This is a genomic window from Nocardia sp. NPDC057227 (genome assembly GCF_042669725.1).
Lineage (GTDB): Bacteria > Actinomycetota > Actinomycetes > Mycobacteriales > Mycobacteriaceae > Nocardia > Nocardia asteroides_A.
In genome coordinates this window covers 140,252-154,577 of record NZ_JBHUXA010000004.1, presented here as the reverse complement: position 1 = coordinate 154,577, position 14,326 = coordinate 140,252, and the positions used below count along the sequence as shown (strand labels likewise).

Genomic DNA, 14,326 nt, shown 5'->3' with positions numbered 1-14,326 from the left:
GGGGAGGCGCCGCGCGGATGATCTTCGCGGTCGCCGTCGGCTAGGCTCGCCGCACTGCTTTCCCACCGGGTGGAAGGAGTCCGGCCCGCATGTCGCCGCCGATCGTCCCGCTCCGCTCGCTGCTGCTGGTCGGCGCGGGCGGCCTGGCGGGCGCGGCGCTGCGCTACCGGCTCGGGGTCTGGTTCCCGCACCGGGCGGGGGGCTGGCCCGGCGCCACCTTCGCGATCAACGTCACCGGGGCGTTCCTGCTCGGGCTGCTGCTGGAGGCGCTGGTGCGGCTTGGACCCGACACCGGGTGGCGGCAGCGGGTGCGGCTCACCCTCGGCACCGGCTTTCTCGGCGCCTTCACCACCTACAGCACGCTCGCCGTCGACACCGACCTGCTGCTCCGCGACGGTCACCCGTCGACCGCCCTCGCGTACGGCCTCGGCACCGTGCTCGCCGGCGGGATCGCCACCACCGCCGGGATCGCGCTGGGCGCGCTGCTGCACCGCCCCGGTGCCGCGCCGTGACCACGCTCTGGATCGCCCTGGCGGGCAGCGCCGGAGCCCTGGCCCGGTTCACCATCGACTCCACGATCAAACACCGCTGGACGCCGAACTTCCCGGTGGCGACGCTCGTCATCAACGCCACCGGCTCACTCCTGCTCGGCATCCTCACCGGCCTGGTGCTGCACCACGACGCCACCCCGCAGCTCCAGCTCGTGCTCGGCGTCGGCTTCTGCGGGGGCTACACCACCTTCAGCACGGCGAGCGTCGAGACCGTCCGGCTCATCCAGGACCGCCGCTACCGCGCAGCCATCGGCTACGCCTTCGGCGGCCTCGCGGTGACCCTGGCCGCCGCCTCCGCCGGGCTCGCACTCACCGCCCTGTAGTCCCGGCGTGATTGATCGGCAACGATCCGGGTAACGCAGAAATCGAACACACGTTCTGTCGAGTGGGAGGAGCAGTCATGGTGCAGCCGACGCCGGAGAAGGATCCCGAGGAGTGGACCACCGGGGACGAGCCGATGACCGGACCGCAGGAATCGTATGTCCACACCCTCGCCCAGGAGGCCGGGGAGGAGGTCCCGGACGACCTGACGAAGGCGCAGGCCTCGCAGCTCATCGACGAGTTGCAGCAGCGCACCGGCCGCGGCGCCTGAGCCGCCCGGGAGCGCGGCTAACCCGGCGCAACCCGGGGGGATGCCGCAGACTGCTCCCATGACGACGCCCGAACCGCGCACCGGCCCGATGTTCCGGTGGACCCAGGTCGACACCGGCGGCGTCATCGCCCCCGGAGAGCGGCTCACCTGGCCGCGCACCGTCGGGATCGGGCTGCAGCACGTGGTGGCGATGTTCGGCGCCACCTTCCTGGTGCCGGTGCTCACCGGCTTCCCGCCCTCCACCACGCTGCTGTTCTCCGGGATCGGCACGCTGCTGTTCCTGGTGCTCACCCGCAACCGGCTGCCCAGCTACCTCGGCTCCAGCTTCGCGATCATCGCGCCGGTGCTCGCGGCCACCGCCTCGGGCGGGATGGGGGCCGCGCTCGGCGGGATCGTGGTGGTGGGCGCGCTGCTCATCGTGGTCGGGATCGTGGTGCAGGTCGCCGGGACCGGCTGGATCGAGGCGCTGATGCCGCCGGTGGTCACCGGCACCATCGTGGCGCTGATCGGGCTGAACCTGGCGCCGACCGCCAAGGCCAACTACGAGCAGGACGCGATCACCGCGACGGTGGTGCTGGTCCTGCTGATCCTCTGCCTCGTACTGTTCCGCGGGCTGCTCGGCAGGCTGGCGATCGTGGTCAGCGTGCTGCTCGGCTACCTGTTCGCGCTGGTCCGGGGTGAGGTCGACACCGCCGCGGTCGCGGACGCCGCCTGGGTGGGGCTGCCGGAGTTCCACGCCCCGAGCTTCCAGCTCGCGGTGCTGCCGATGTTCCTGCCCGTCGTGCTGGTGCTGGTGGTGGAGAACATCGGCCACGTCAAGTCGATCACCACCATGACCGGCATCGACTACGACAAACGGATGGGCCGCGCGCTCGCCGCCGACGGCATCGCCACCGTGCTGGCGGGCAGCGGCGGCGGCTCCGCGACCACCACCTACGCCGAGAACATCGGCGTGATGGCGGCGACCAAGGTCTACTCGACCGCCGCCTACTGGGTCGCGGGCGCGGCCGCCGTCGTGCTCAGCCTCTCACCCAAGGTGGGCGCGGTGATCGCCGCGATTCCGGCCGGGGTGCTCGGCGGCGTGACGACCGCGCTGTACGGCCTGGTCGGCATCCTCGGCGTGCACATCTGGGTGAGTAACCGGGTCGACTTCGGCAAGCCGATCAACCAGTTCACCGCCGCCATCCCGCTGGTGGTCGGGATCGCCGACTTCACCTGGCGGATCGGCGATCTGGACTTCGGCGGCATCGCGCTCGGCGCGCTGGCCGCGCTGGCGATCTACCACGCCATGCGGGTGATCGGCGGCCTGCGCGGAACCGTCGCCCCCGATCACCCCGGCGGAACTCAGAGCTGAGCCCAGACCGACTTCGTCTTCAGGTAGCCCTCGATGCCCTCGCGGCCGAACTCGTGGCCCCAGCCGGACTGCTTGTACCCGCCGAAGGGCACGTTGTGGTCGAAGTTCAGCTGGCTGTTCAGCGTCACCGTGCCCGCCTGCAGCTTCTTGGCGATCCGGTGCGCCCGGCTGAGGTTCGTGGTCCAGGCGGTGGCGGCCAGGCCGTAGCTGGTGTCGTTGGCCAGCGCCGCGCCCTCCTCCTCGGTGTCGAAGGGGAGCACGGTGACGACCGGGCCGAAGATCTCCTCCTGGTAGAGCCTGCTGGTGGCCGGGTCGACGCCGGCCAGCACGGTCGGGTGCACGAAGTAGCCGGGGCGGTCGAGCCGGTACCCGCCCGCCACCACCTCGACGCCGTCCGACTTGCCCTCGTCGATGTAGCCCATGACCCGCTTCAGCTGCTTGGCGCTGATCAGCGGGCCGCTCATGCAGTTCTCCTCCTTGGGGCTGCCGAGCTTGAAGTTGTTCGCGACGGTCGCGAGCCCCTCGACCACCCGGTCGTAGACCCCGCGCTGCACGAAGATCCGGGAGCCGCAGACGCAGCCCTGGCCGGAGTGCACGAAGATGCCGACCGCGGCCATGAAGATCGCCGTGTCCAGGTCCGCGTCGTCGAAGATCAGCACCGGCGACTTACCGCCGAGCTCGAGCATGACCTTCTTCAGGTTGCCCGTCGATGCCTCGATGATCTTCTTGCCGACCTCGGTGGAGCCGGTGAAGGCGATCTTCTCGACATCCGGGTGCGTGGAGAGCGCGGCGCCCGCGGTGTGGCCGTAGCCGGTCACCAGGTTCACCACGCCGTCCGGCACGCCTGCCTCGCGGATCAGCCGGTCCAGCAGCAGCGCCGAGAGCGGCGTCTCCTCGGCCGGTTTGACCACGCTGCTGCACCCGGCGGCGAGCGCGGGCGCGATCTTCGCACAGGCGTTGAAGATCGGCCCGTTCCACGGGAAGATCAGCCCGACCACGCTGTGCGGCTCCTTGAGCGTGTACGCGTGCATGTTCGCGTAGGCGCCGGAGACGCCGCCGGTCATCTGCACCTCGTAGGCGTTGCCGTTCACCTTGGTGCACCAGCCGGCGTAGTAGCGGAAGAACTCGGCGCTCGTCGGCAGGATCATCTTGGCCTGGGCCAGCGGCATGCCGGTGTTCAGCGAGTCCAGCTCGGCGAACTCGTCGGCGTGCTCGTCCATCAGGTCGGCGATCTTCCACAGCACCTTGGCCCGCTCGCGGGCGGGCTGCTCGTGCCACACCCCGGACTCGAACGCGGCCTTGGCCCGCGCCACCGCCTCGTTCACCGCCTCGGCGCCGCCGTCGGTGAACTCGGTGATCTGCTCCTCGGTCGACGGATCGATGACCGGAATGACATCGCCCGTGCCGGGGCGCTCACGAATTTCGTCCAGTACCGACTGCAGTGTCATGGCGAGTCCCTTCCGGTGCCGAGCCCCGATGCCCTCGAGCGCTGTGCACATGCTTAGCACCGCCCCGAAGCGTGGGTCAATATCTTGCTCTCGAAAAATGAGAGTGGTATTCTCACTCGATGATTCCAGCCGGACGGAGTCAATGCCAGTCCCGGTCAGCGAGACAGAAGCGGACTGGGCGGCCCGAACTCAGTAGTTTGTGGCGATGTTCACAGTGCGACTCGGTGTCCGAACCAGGGTGTTGGCCATCGCCCTCGTCCCGAGTCTGTCCCTGCTCGCGGTGGGCGTCGGGACCACGGCCTACCTGGTGTCCGAGAGCGACCGGACGCACGCGTGGGCGGTGGAGACCGGCAGTGTGATCGACTCCAGCCGCCTGCTGGTGGAGTCCATGCAGGCGGAGCGGCTCGGTACGATGGCGCGGCTGTCCGGCGACGACGCGGCGGCAGGCGGGCTCGCCAAGGCGCGGACCGACTTCCAGGCCGCGGTGGATGCCCTGAACGCCGCCAAGGGCGAGCTGGGCGCGGTCGACACCTCGCTCACCGATGACGTCGGCGGCATCGACACCATGCTGCAATACCTCTCCGGCGTGCGCGCCGCGACCGACGCCGGGCAGCTGCCGCCCGCCGACGCCTACAACTTCTTCAACCAGGTGCTGGACAGCGTCGTGGTCGGCTCGCAGCTCTCCCAGCAGCTCGCCCCGGACGCCGAGATCGGCGTCGAGCTCACCGAGGCCATGCAGATCCTCAAGTCGGCGGAGTCGATGGCGCGCAGCTTCGCGCTCGCCATCGCGCTGGAGTCCGGGCAGGGCGCGCTGACCGTCCCCGTGGAGGAGTTCGCCCGCCAGGTCGGCTACTACCGCATCGAGATCGGCAACCTCAGCCGCGACGTCGACCCGGAGCAGAAGGCCGCGGCCGCCGCGCTGATCAACAGCGAATCCTGGCGCAAGCTGGACGTGGTCGAGAACGTCATCGGCTGGCGCGCGGTGACCAGGGCGGCCGCCGCCGCACAGCAGGGCGGTGCGGGCACCGGCCGCGAGGCGACGCTGCCGCCGCTGCCGATCCCGGCCGCCGAGTGGCGGGCGGCCGCCGCCGACGTCAACCGGCAGCTGATGAACATGTGGGTCGCGCAGAGCACGCGGACGCAGAAGCTGGCCGCGGACAAGGCCGCCGACGACTCGCGCAACGCCATGCTGGCAGGCGCGGGCGTCGGTGCGATCAGCCTGCTCGCCATCGGCATCTCGGTGGTGCTGGCGAACCGGATCATCCGCCGCCTCAAGCGGCTCCGGTCCGAGACGCTCACCCTGGCCGACGTCACGCTGCCGGAGATGATGCGCAAGCTGGAGAACAGCGAGCCGGTCGACCCGGCCACCGCGACCCCGAGGCTCGACTTCGGCTCCGACGAGATCGGCCAGGTGGCCGAGGCGTTCGGGCACGCGGCCGGCACCGCGGTGAACGCCGCCGTCGCCGAGGCGCGCACCAGGGACGGCGTGAAGTCGGTCTTCCTGAACATCGCGCACCGCAGCCAGGTCGTCGTGCACCGGCAGCTGGAGATCCTGGACGAAGCCGAGCGAGGGCAGGAGGATCCGGCGCTGCTGGAGACGCTCTTCCGCCTCGACCACCTGGCCACCCGCGAGCGCCGCAACGCCGAGAACCTGATCATCCTGGGCGGCGGCCAGGTCGGGCGGCAGTGGCGCAACCCGGTCGCCATGATCGACCTGGTGCGCTCGGCGGTCGGTGAGACGCTGGACTACTCGCGCGTCCGCGTCGCGCGGATGCCGCAGGTGCACGTGCACGGCGGCATGGTGGCCGACCTCGTGCACCTGCTCGCCGAGCTGGTGGACAACGCGACCAGCTTCTCCCCGCCGCAGTCGCGGGTGGAGGTGACCGGCGCCGTGGTCGGGCGCGGTGTCGTGGTCGAGATCGAAGACCAGGGCATGGGCATGCCGACCGGCGACATCGCGCGCGCCAACCAGATGCTCGTCGCGCCACCGGACTTCGGCGTCGCCGCGCTCTCCGGCGACTCCCGGCTCGGGCTCTTCGTCGTCGCCAGGCTGGCGGCGCGGCACGAGATCTCGGTCAAGCTCGCCGAGTCCGACTACGGCGGGATCAGGGCCATCGTGCTCATCCCGGCGACGCTGCTCGCCAGCGTGCTGCCGGGCGAGGCGGTCACCGACAGCGCGTCGGTGGGCCGCGCGCCGCAGCCCGCCGCGCTGGAATCGCCGGTCGCGCGGCCGTCCCGGCGGGCCGCGGTGCTGGTCTCCGACCCGCTGGCCGAGACCCAGACCTTCCGCCCGGTCTCCGCCCGGCAGGCCCGGCCGTACCCGGGCGCAGCGCCGGAGCAGCCGATCTCGCAGCCGCTGCGGCTGCCCGAGGAGGGCCGCCCCGAGCTGCCCAAGCGCAACCGGCAGGCCAACCTCAACCCGCACCTGCAGGGCGCCGCGGCGCTGCCGCCCCGGACCGCGGAGCGGCCGCGGCTCACCGCCGAGCAGGCCAGGGACATGATCACGACCATCGAGAACGGGACGCGGCAGGGGCGGCGCGCGAGCACCGCCGAGCAGGCCGACGGCAAGGAGAGCTGAGATGACCGCATCCGATCCCGGTGACTTGAACTGGATCCTGGACGACCTGGTCGAGCGGCTCGCCGGGGTGCGGCACGTGGTGGTGCTCTCCACCGACGGCCTGCTGCTCGGCCGCTCGAACCAGCTCACCCAGGAGGACGCCGAGCACTTCGCCGCCATGTCGTCCACGCTCTACGGTCTCGCGCGCAGCGCGGGCGCCCGCTTCGAGGGCGGCGGCGTGCGCCAGGCCATGATCGAACTGGATCGCGCGGTGCTCTTCGTGACCGCCGCGGGCCCGAACGCCTGCCTCGCGCTGCAGACCACCGACGCCGCGAACCTCGGCACCGTCGCCTACGAGATGAACCTGACCGTGCAGCGGGTCGGCAGCTACCTCTCCACCACCCCGCGGCGCGGGCTCGCCGGGCGGTAGCGCTCAGCGCCCGCCGAGCGGGGTGCAGCCGGTGGCGGCGGGCAGCGCGCCCCGCGCGAACGCGCTCGGCGAGACGCCCATGAGCCTCCGGAACTCGGCCGTCAGGTGCGAGTGGTCGTAGTAGCCGGTGTCGGCGGCGAGGTGCGCCCACGGCGCCTTCCCGGCGTGCGCCAGTACCAGGCGCAGCCGCGCGATGCGCGCGTAGTGCTTGGGCGACAACCCGATTCCGGCGGCGAACAGGGTGCGCAGCTGTCGTTCGGTCCAGTTCCGGGGCGAGCGCCGCCAGCGGGCCGGGCAGCTCGGAGAGCGGGACGGCCCGGTCGGTGAGCTCGTGGGCGCCGACCCCGAGCAGCGGCCCGGCCGCACCCGGCGCGAGCCGCAGCCGCAGGCAGCCCCGCGGTTTGTCCGGGGCCGGGTAGAGCGCGCGCGACGCGGGACCGAGCGCCGCGGCGGGCTGCCCGGTGCCGAACACCACCAGGGTGGTGCCGTGTGGCACCCGAACCAACGGCGCGGCGACCTCGTGCAGCGGCGGCACCGAGGTGACGCCGGTGAGCCAGGGCCGCAGCGCCTCCGGAACCTGCGCCCGAAGCTCGAGCAGGTCGGTTCGCAACGTGGTCACCGGCTCGACTGTAGGCGCGCGCGGGCTACGCGGGTGTGCCGGAATCTCCTAGCCGCGGCGGCGCCGGACCCGGCAGCGTGGCGTCCATGATCGTGATCACCGGTGCCACCGGCACCATCGGCAGTGAACTCGTCCGGGTGCTGGCCGGGCGCGGCGCCCCGGTCCGGGCCGTCTCCCGGCGCCCGGAGACCGTGCGGGCCCCGGCCGGCGTGCGGGTGGTCCCCGGCGACTACGCGGACCCGGCGGCGATGGCCGCGGCGATGGCGGGCGCGGCGGCGGTGTTCGTGCTCGGTGTGCTCGGGCCCGACGGCGCCGACGCCGACCGCGCCCTCGTCGCCACCGCCGTCGCGGCGGGCGCGCGGCGCATCGTGAAACTCTCCGCCATCGGCACCGGCGACCCCACCCTCGGCCGGGTCGGCACCTGGCACCTGCCCGGCGAGCGGGCGGTGCGGGAGAGCGGCGTCGACTGGGCGATCCTGCGGCCCAGTTCGTTCGCCTCCAACACCCTGAGCTGGGCCGCCGACCTGCGCGCCGGGCGCCCGATCGCCAACCTCACCGGCTCCGGCAGCCAGGGCGTCGTCGACCCGCGTGACGTCGCCGAGGTCGCGGCGGCGGCCCTGCTCTCGGCCGAGCTCGACGGTGTGCTCACCCTCACCGGCCCCGACCTGTTGACCACCGGCGACCAGGCCGCCGTACTCGCCGCCGCGCTCGGCCGCCCGGTCGAGGTCGCCGAGATCGACCCGCTCGAGGCCCGTGCGCACCTGCTCGCCGCGGGTGCGACCCCCGAATTCGCCGACGGTGCCCTCGCCGGCCAGGCCTTCGTCCGGGACGGCGGCAACGCGGTGCTCACCGGCGATGTCGCGCGGGTACTCGGCAGGCCGCCCCGCAGCTACGCGGATTGGGTCGCCGACCACCGGGCGGCTTTCACGGGGTGAGGCTCAGCCCTGCGTGGCGCGGGCCGCCGCGACGACGACCCCGGTCACCTCGGCGGGCCGGGAGACCAGCGAGGCGTGCGCGGCGTCCACCTCGGTGGTGGTGCCGGGCGCGGCCCGCGACGCCATGAAGCGCTGCAGTGCGGGCGGGATCACCCGATCCTGCCGCGACACCAGGTACCAGCTGGGGACGGTGCTCCAGGAGGGGGCGCCGGACGGCTCCAGGTTGGCGGTGAGCGCGGCCGACTTCTGGTGGTCGAACATGTCCGCCGCGGTGGCGGCGTCGACGTCCTGGGCGAAGATCTCGTGGAAGTACGGCTCGCCGATGTAGCCGTCCAGGTTGCTGCCGCCGGGCCCGGTGGCGTCGGCGACGACGCCGAGCTGCAGCGCGGGCGGGAGCAGCCTGCTGCCCGGGTAGGTGATCGGATTCAGCAGCCCCTGCACGAACTCGCCCTGCGCCGGGGCGAAGGCGGCGATGTAGACGTTCGCGACCACGTCCGGATCGTGCGTGTTGGTGATCACCGCGCCGCCGTAGGAGTGCCCGACCAGCACGATCGGCCCGGTGATCCCGGTCAGCGCGCGCTCCAGCGCGGCGGAGTCGTTGGCGGGGCCGCGCAGCGGGTTGTCGAAGGTCCGCACCGGGTAGCCCTGCGCGGCGAGCTGCGCGGCGACGTCGCGCCAGCCGGAGGAGTCGGCGAACGCGCCGTGCACGAGGACGACGGTCGGCTTCGCACCCGGCTGGGCGGCCGCGGGCGCCGCGGCGAGGCCGAGGACGGCCGCGGAGACGGCGACGGCGGCGGCGAGGCGCCGGAGGCGGATCGAGCTGGAATCGGACATGGCTTCGTCCCTTTCGTGCGGTTGGGTCGCGCTCAACGTAGGGCCGGGCCCGGCCGCCGAGCTGGCTGTGCGTGCACACCGCTGTTCCTCGGGCGCAATTGCTCCCTGGGGACAGAACCGTGCGCGCAGGCACAGCTCGCGGGCCCGGCCCCGCCCTACCTTCGGCCGGGTCAGAACCCGAACCACCACCCGACCGCGAGGGCGCACATGCCGATCCACACCGCCGCCGACGGCACCGAGATCTACTACAAGGACTGGGGGAGCGGCCGCCCGGTCGTGCTGAGCCACGGCTGGCCGCTGAACTCCGACAGCTGGGAGGGCCAGCAGCTCTTCCTCGCCGAGCACGGCTACCGCGTCATCGCGCACGACCGCCGCGGGCACGGCCGCTCGACGCAGAGCTGGGACGGCAACGAGATGGACACCTACGCCGACGACCTGGCCGGGCTGATCGAGCACCTCGACCTGACCGAGCTGACCCTGATCGGCTTCTCCACCGGCGGCGGCGAGGTGGTGCGCTACCTCGGCAGGCACGGCAGCGCGCGGGTCGCGCAGCTGGTGCTGGTCTCCGCGGTGCCGCCGTTCATGCTGCGTACCGCCGACAACCCGGGCGGGGTGCCGGTCGAGGTCTTCGACGGCATCCGCGCCGGCTCGCTCGCCGACCGCTCGCAGACCTACCGCGACCTCGCCGACGGTCCCTTCTTCGGCAACAACCGCGAGGGTCAGCACCCCTCGCAGGGCATGCGCGACGCCTTCTGGCGGCAGGGGCTGCAGGCGGGCGCGCGCAACGCCTACGAGTCGATCGCCGCCTTCTCCGCCACCGACTTCCGCCCCGACCTCGACGCCGTCGACGTCCCGACGCTGGTGATCCACGGCGACGACGACCAGGTGGTGCCCTTCGAGGTCGGCGGAGCGGCATCGGCCGCCCGCATCCGCGGCGCCGCGCTGACCGTGTACCCCGGTGCGCCGCACGGCATCACCGACACCCACCGGGACGAGCTGAACAAAGACCTGCTCGCCTTCCTCCGCACCGCCTGAAACAGGAGAACCACCATGGCACCCGATACCGTCGTCCTGGTCCACGGCCTGTGGGTCACCCCCCGCAGCTGGGAGAACTGGATCGCCTACTACGAGGCCAAGGGGTATCGCGTCATCGCCCCCGGCTACCCCGGCTTCGAGATCGAGGTCGAGGCGCTGCGGCAGCAGCCCGAGGTGATCGCCCGGCTCACCGTGCCGGAGACCGTCGACCACCTGGCCGGGATCATCGAGGCGCTGCCGGAGCCGCCGATCATCATGGGCCACTCCTTCGGCGGCACCCTGACCCAGCTGCTCGTCGCGCGCGGGCTCGGCGCTGCGGCGGTGGTGATCGACTCCGCGCCCACCGAGGGCGTGCGGGTCAACCCGATCTCGCAGGCCAGATCGCTGCTGCCGATCCTGAAGCGCTGGTCCAACCGGCACGCGGCCGCCGGTTTCACCGAGCAGGAATTCCACTACGCCTTCACCAACACGCTGCCCGCGGCCGAGGCGCGGGCGGCCTACGACCGCTACGCCATCGCGGCGCCGGGGTCGTGGGTGTTCAAGTACGGCCTCTTCGCCAACTTCACCCCCGGCCACCAGGAGACCTGGGTCGACTACCGGCGCGCCGACCGCGCCCCGCTGCTCTTCGTCGCAGGCGGCGCAGACCACATCATGCCGCCCTCGGTGAACAGGGGAAATCAGCGCAAGTACCGGAAATCCGCGGCGGTGACCGACTACCACGAGTTCCCCGGCCGCTCGCATTGGACCTGCGCCGAGCCCGGCTGGGAGGAGGTCGCCGACTACGCCCTGAACTGGGCAGTCGAGCACGCCCGCACCCCCGCGGATCGATGAGGCGGCGGCCGGACCGCCGATGTCCCCCGGCGACCGGGTCACGCTGCCCCGGCTGCGCGGCTATATCCGCGCGCACCTGGGCGACCCGGCGCTGTCGGCCGAGCGGATCGCCGACGCCAACGGCCTGCCGGTGGCCGCGCTGCGCCGCTGGGCCGCCGCCGGCGGGGTGGACCTGGAGCGCTGGATCGCGGCCGAACGGCTGCGGGCCGCGCGCGAGGCGATCCGCTCGGCCGCGGCCCCGCCGGACGAGGCGAGCGCGCTGCGCGCCGGGTTCACCGGGTACGACGCGCTGAATCGTGCTTTCCTCGACAGCTACGGCATCGGTGTGCGGCAATGGTGGGAGATCCGGCATGAACAATGAGAACGGCCGGTAGGCGCGCATGGCCGTCGTCTTCCACTCCGCCGAGCTACCCCGCGGCGACCGCGCGGACGCCACGCACTCGGCGTTCCTCGACCAGAGCTGGCCGACCACGGTCCGGCTCGCCGATGCCGCGGCGGGCGATTCCGTGCTGGAGGCGTGGGATTTCGGCCGCACCAGCATCTTCCAGTCCCACCTCACCGGGCTGCACCTGCGCCGGAGCGGCAGGCAGGTACGCGACGGCCCGGCCGAGGTGCTCACCATCGCGCGCCAGCACCGCGCGACCGGCCGCCACGAGCAGTTCGGCGTCCGGCGGACGGTGGCGCCGGGCGAGCTCATGGTGGTCGACATGAACGAGCCGTACGAGTTCCACTGGTCCGGTCGCGGCAGTTCACAGGCGCTCTACCTGCCCATCGCCGAGGTCGGGTTGCCGCGCGAGGTGCTGGTCGCCGCGGCGTCCCGGCTGCCTGCCAGCCCGCTCTACGCGCTGATGAGCGCGCACATCCGGGATCTGGTCGCCGCCGGTGACCGGATCTCCGGCACCGCCGCCGCCGACGCGCTCAGCGCGGCCGCCATCGACCTGACCCGCGCGCTGCTCGCCTCGGCCTACGGCCCGGAGTACGGCAGGGCCGCCCTGCACGATGCCCTGCTGCCGCGGATCCGCGGGTACGTGCGCAGGCACCTCGCCGACCCGGAGCTGAGCCCCGCGCGCATCGCCCGCGCGCACGACATCTCGGTGCGGACGCTGTTCCGGCTCTGCGCCGCCGCCGAGTTCGGCCTGGAGCAGTGGATCACGACGACCCGCCTGGACGGCGCGCGGGCCGAGCTGGCCCGGCCGGAGCTGCGCGGGCTGCCGGTGGCGGTGATCGCGCGGCGCTGGGGCTTCGTGAACCCCTCGCACTTCGGCCGCCGCTTCCGCGAGCTCTACGGGATGACGCCGGGCACCTGGCGCGCACTGGCCGCCGCGGAGCCCTGACGGGCACCTGCGTGCACGGTTCTGTGCCCAGGGTGCCGACGGCGGGTGCGGGCGCACACCGGGACATACGGTAGGCGAAATCCCGTCTACCAGGAGAAACCCCATGGCCGTCAGTGTCGGCAGCACCCGCTGCGACCGCTCGGCCGAGCCCGCGACCGCCCGCGGCGTCTACCGCCGCAACGGCCCCGTCTCGGCGGTCGACTTCGACACCTCCGGCGCCACTCCGGTCTGTGTCGAAACGTGGAGCTTCGGCAGCGTCAGCATGATCCGCACCGCGGTGTCCGAGATCCGGCTCACCCGCTCGCCGCGCGACATCGCGCACGGCCCGACCGGCGTACTCGGCCTCGCCGTGCAGGAGCGCGGGATCGGCCGCTTCGAACAGTTCGGGCTGGCGCACGTGGTGCACCCCGGCGAGCTGCTGCTCGCCGACCTGGACGCCCCCTACACGTTCCGCTGGGCGGGCGGCGGCAGCTCGCGGTGCGTCCGGATCCCGCTCGCCCGGCTGGCGATCCCGCGCGCCGAGCTGCCGAGGGCGGCGGGCGGGCTGCACACCAGCCCGCTCTACGACCTCGCACGCGGGCACATCGGGCGGCTGAACATCGGCAGGGCCGGTGAGGTCTCGCGGGCCGCGGGGGAGGCGCTGAGCACCGCGACCATCGCGCTCGCGGACGCACTGCTCGCCACCACCCGCCGCCGGGGACGGGGGTGAGCGGGCGTGGCGACCATCCACCACTCCGTCTCGCGCAACGCGAAGCAGATCCGCACCGGCCTCGCCGAGACGCTCGGGATCCGCGTCCACGAGCGCGGCATGACCCCGCGCACCTGGCGCGAGCCGGCCCGGATGGAAGCGGCCGATCGTGGCTGAGCCCGGCCGCGGCTGCCCGGGGCTTGCCCCGCACGTCACCGTCTCCGGCACGCACCGCGGCCGCGGCGAGAGCAGCGCCGAGCACCACCCGCTCGGCGACGGCGCCTGGCTGACCCGGCTGCGCTACACCGGCCTGGCCGCCGGCTCGGCCCGCGAGCACCGCAGTAACCCCGCGGCCAGGATCATCTCGGTCGCGGTGCTCACGCCGGGGGAGTGGGCGCTGACCAGCCGCGGCGCCGCGATCCCCGCCGACCCCGAGCAGCCGACCCTGATCGCGCTCGACCAGTCCGCGCCGTTCGACTTCCGCGGCCACGGCAGCGGCTCGGTGGTCGCCGCGCACATCGGCCACGCCCGGCTCACCCTCTCCATCGAGACGGTGCACCGCGGCCTCGACCACCTGCACCCCGGCCTCGCGCTCTACCCGCTCCTGCGCAACCACCTGCAGCAGCTGGGCGCGGTCGCGGCGGACGCGCCGGGGCTGCTGCCCACGCTCGCCACCTCCACCATCGCCCTGTTCCGCGCACTGCTGATCAGCGCCGCCGACGAAGCGCGCGGCGAGCTGCCCGGCCGCACCCCGATCGCGACGATCGAGCGCTACATCGCCGAGCACCTCGATGAGCCGGGGCTCACCGCGGAGCGGATCGCCGCCGCGCACAGCATCTCCGCGCGCCGGCTCTACAAGATCTGGCCCGCCGCCAACGGCCCGCTGGCCGGCTACATCACCGCCCGCAGGCTGGAGCGCGCCCGGATCACCCTGCTCACCCAGCCGCACCTGACCATCGCCGAGATCGCCCGCAGACACGGTTTCGCCCACCCCACCCACTTCACCCACCGCTTCCGCGCCGCCTTCGGCTGCTCGCCGTCGGCGTGGCGCCGGGGCAACCGGCACCCGGCCGACGCCTAGGTCCACGCTCGGACCGGAACAGCGGCCGGGCCGCTTC

17 protein-coding genes are annotated in these 14,326 nt (G+C 73.0%); 14 read left to right on the top strand and 3 right to left on the bottom strand.

The genetic code is table 11. The annotated features are described in order from the left end of the window. Positions 1-89 precede the first annotated feature (89 nt). The 4 genes from ACFUJ1_RS08620 to ACFUJ1_RS08605 all read left to right on the top strand — a co-directional run bounded on the left by ACFUJ1_RS08620 (position 90) and on the right by ACFUJ1_RS08605 (position 2,497). Positions 90-512: a fluoride efflux transporter FluC gene (locus ACFUJ1_RS08620; RefSeq protein ID WP_378644026.1), complete on the top strand. Its 423-nt coding sequence runs from the start codon at positions 90-92 to the stop codon at positions 510-512. Beyond that, on the top strand, positions 509-874 hold the full coding sequence (crcB, locus tag ACFUJ1_RS08615) for a fluoride efflux transporter CrcB (RefSeq protein ID WP_378644024.1): 366 nt from the start codon (positions 509-511) through the stop codon (positions 872-874). Before ACFUJ1_RS08620 ends, crcB begins: the two co-directional genes overlap by 4 nt. A gap of 77 nt (positions 875-951) precedes the next feature. Then, positions 952-1,143 (top strand): DUF3072 domain-containing protein, encoded by a 192-nt coding sequence (locus ACFUJ1_RS08610; RefSeq protein ID WP_378615712.1) that lies wholly within the window; start codon positions 952-954, stop codon positions 1,141-1,143. An 88-nt stretch (positions 1,144-1,231) separates the two neighbouring features. After that, complete coding sequence (locus ACFUJ1_RS08605; RefSeq protein ID WP_378644316.1) at positions 1,232-2,497, top strand: uracil-xanthine permease family protein; 1,266 nt, start codon at positions 1,232-1,234, stop codon at positions 2,495-2,497. On the opposite strand, the gene ACFUJ1_RS08600 is transcribed toward ACFUJ1_RS08605, so the two are convergent. Continuing rightward, positions 2,488-3,945, bottom strand: coding sequence for an aldehyde dehydrogenase (locus tag ACFUJ1_RS08600; RefSeq protein WP_233018707.1), 1,458 nt, complete (start codon positions 3,943-3,945; stop codon positions 2,488-2,490). The genes ACFUJ1_RS08605 and ACFUJ1_RS08600 overlap by 10 nt on opposite strands. Before the next feature lie 205 nt (positions 3,946-4,150). Between ACFUJ1_RS08600 and ACFUJ1_RS08595 the strand changes: the two genes are divergently transcribed. Both ACFUJ1_RS08595 and ACFUJ1_RS08590 read left to right on the top strand, forming a co-directional pair. Then, positions 4,151-6,523: a nitrate- and nitrite sensing domain-containing protein gene (locus tag ACFUJ1_RS08595; RefSeq protein WP_378644022.1), complete on the top strand. Its 2,373-nt coding sequence runs from the start codon at positions 4,151-4,153 to the stop codon at positions 6,521-6,523. A 1-nt stretch (position 6,524) separates the two neighbouring features. Continuing rightward, on the top strand, positions 6,525-6,932 hold the full coding sequence (locus ACFUJ1_RS08590; RefSeq protein WP_233018705.1) for a roadblock/LC7 domain-containing protein: 408 nt from the start codon (positions 6,525-6,527) through the stop codon (positions 6,930-6,932). Between the two features lie 3 nt (positions 6,933-6,935). On the opposite strand, the gene ACFUJ1_RS08585 is transcribed toward ACFUJ1_RS08590, so the two are convergent. Next, positions 6,936-7,298, bottom strand: coding sequence for a helix-turn-helix domain-containing protein (locus tag ACFUJ1_RS08585; RefSeq protein ID WP_378644019.1), 363 nt, complete (start codon positions 7,296-7,298; stop codon positions 6,936-6,938). Between the two features lie 339 nt (positions 7,299-7,637). On the opposite strand from ACFUJ1_RS08585, the gene ACFUJ1_RS08580 reads away from it, so the two are divergent. After that, complete coding sequence (locus tag ACFUJ1_RS08580) at positions 7,638-8,486, top strand: NAD(P)H-binding protein (protein WP_378644017.1); 849 nt, start codon at positions 7,638-7,640, stop codon at positions 8,484-8,486. 3 nt (positions 8,487-8,489) lie between these two features. Here the strand turns inward: ACFUJ1_RS08580 and ACFUJ1_RS08575 are convergent, their stop codons facing one another. Continuing rightward, on the bottom strand, positions 8,490-9,320 hold the full coding sequence (locus ACFUJ1_RS08575; protein ID WP_378644015.1) for an alpha/beta fold hydrolase: 831 nt from the start codon (positions 9,318-9,320) through the stop codon (positions 8,490-8,492). 207 nt (positions 9,321-9,527) lie between these two features. Between ACFUJ1_RS08575 and ACFUJ1_RS08570 the strand changes: the two genes are divergently transcribed. The 7 genes from ACFUJ1_RS08570 to ACFUJ1_RS08540 all read left to right on the top strand — a co-directional run bounded on the left by ACFUJ1_RS08570 (position 9,528) and on the right by ACFUJ1_RS08540 (position 14,289). Continuing rightward, positions 9,528-10,355, top strand: coding sequence for an alpha/beta fold hydrolase (locus ACFUJ1_RS08570; RefSeq protein ID WP_378644013.1), 828 nt, complete (start codon positions 9,528-9,530; stop codon positions 10,353-10,355). A gap of 15 nt (positions 10,356-10,370) precedes the next feature. Then, the gene (locus tag ACFUJ1_RS08565; protein ID WP_378644011.1) at positions 10,371-11,186 is read left to right on the top strand and encodes an alpha/beta hydrolase; all 816 of its coding nucleotides are present in this window, start codon (positions 10,371-10,373) and stop codon (positions 11,184-11,186) included. A 19-nt stretch (positions 11,187-11,205) separates the two neighbouring features. Beyond that, entirely contained in the window at positions 11,206-11,547 is a 342-nt protein-coding gene (locus tag ACFUJ1_RS08560; protein WP_378644009.1) for a hypothetical protein, read from the top strand. 19 nt (positions 11,548-11,566) lie between these two features. Next, the gene (locus ACFUJ1_RS08555) at positions 11,567-12,520 is read left to right on the top strand and encodes a helix-turn-helix domain-containing protein (RefSeq protein ID WP_378644007.1); all 954 of its coding nucleotides are present in this window, start codon (positions 11,567-11,569) and stop codon (positions 12,518-12,520) included. Between the two features lie 103 nt (positions 12,521-12,623). Continuing rightward, entirely contained in the window at positions 12,624-13,229 is a 606-nt protein-coding gene (locus ACFUJ1_RS08550; RefSeq protein WP_378644005.1) for a hypothetical protein, read from the top strand. A gap of 6 nt (positions 13,230-13,235) precedes the next feature. Beyond that, positions 13,236-13,385, top strand: coding sequence for a hypothetical protein (locus tag ACFUJ1_RS08545; protein ID WP_378644003.1), 150 nt, complete (start codon positions 13,236-13,238; stop codon positions 13,383-13,385). Then, positions 13,378-14,289 (top strand): helix-turn-helix transcriptional regulator, encoded by a 912-nt coding sequence (locus tag ACFUJ1_RS08540; RefSeq protein ID WP_378644002.1) that lies wholly within the window; start codon positions 13,378-13,380, stop codon positions 14,287-14,289. Before ACFUJ1_RS08545 ends, ACFUJ1_RS08540 begins: the two co-directional genes overlap by 8 nt. Positions 14,290-14,326 lie beyond the last annotated feature (37 nt).

Excerpts from the sequence above, each read along its gene's own strand:
- ACFUJ1_RS08605 (WP_378644316.1), top strand. The coding sequence starts at position 1,232 with ATGTTCCGGTGGACCCAGGTCGACACCGGCGGCGTCATCGCCCCCGGA.
- ACFUJ1_RS08590 (WP_233018705.1), top strand. The coding sequence starts at position 6,525 with ATGACCGCATCCGATCCCGGTGACTTGAACTGGATCCTGGACGACCTG.
- ACFUJ1_RS08560 (WP_378644009.1), top strand. The coding sequence starts at position 11,206 with ATGTCCCCCGGCGACCGGGTCACGCTGCCCCGGCTGCGCGGCTATATC.
- ACFUJ1_RS08565 (WP_378644011.1), top strand. The coding sequence starts at position 10,371 with ATGGCACCCGATACCGTCGTCCTGGTCCACGGCCTGTGGGTCACCCCC.
- ACFUJ1_RS08550 (WP_378644005.1), top strand. The coding sequence starts at position 12,624 with ATGGCCGTCAGTGTCGGCAGCACCCGCTGCGACCGCTCGGCCGAGCCC.
- ACFUJ1_RS08555 (WP_378644007.1), top strand. The coding sequence starts at position 11,567 with ATGGCCGTCGTCTTCCACTCCGCCGAGCTACCCCGCGGCGACCGCGCG.
- ACFUJ1_RS08580 (WP_378644017.1), top strand. The coding sequence starts at position 7,638 with ATGATCGTGATCACCGGTGCCACCGGCACCATCGGCAGTGAACTCGTC.
- ACFUJ1_RS08600 (WP_233018707.1), bottom strand. The coding sequence starts at position 3,945 with ATGACACTGCAGTCGGTACTGGACGAAATTCGTGAGCGCCCCGGCACG.
- ACFUJ1_RS08575 (WP_378644015.1), bottom strand. The coding sequence starts at position 9,320 with ATGTCCGATTCCAGCTCGATCCGCCTCCGGCGCCTCGCCGCCGCCGTC.
- ACFUJ1_RS08610 (WP_378615712.1), top strand. The coding sequence starts at position 952 with ATGGTGCAGCCGACGCCGGAGAAGGATCCCGAGGAGTGGACCACCGGG.
- ACFUJ1_RS08570 (WP_378644013.1), top strand. The coding sequence starts at position 9,528 with ATGCCGATCCACACCGCCGCCGACGGCACCGAGATCTACTACAAGGAC.
- ACFUJ1_RS08620 (WP_378644026.1), top strand. The coding sequence starts at position 90 with ATGTCGCCGCCGATCGTCCCGCTCCGCTCGCTGCTGCTGGTCGGCGCG.
- ACFUJ1_RS08595 (WP_378644022.1), top strand. The coding sequence starts at position 4,151 with ATGTTCACAGTGCGACTCGGTGTCCGAACCAGGGTGTTGGCCATCGCC.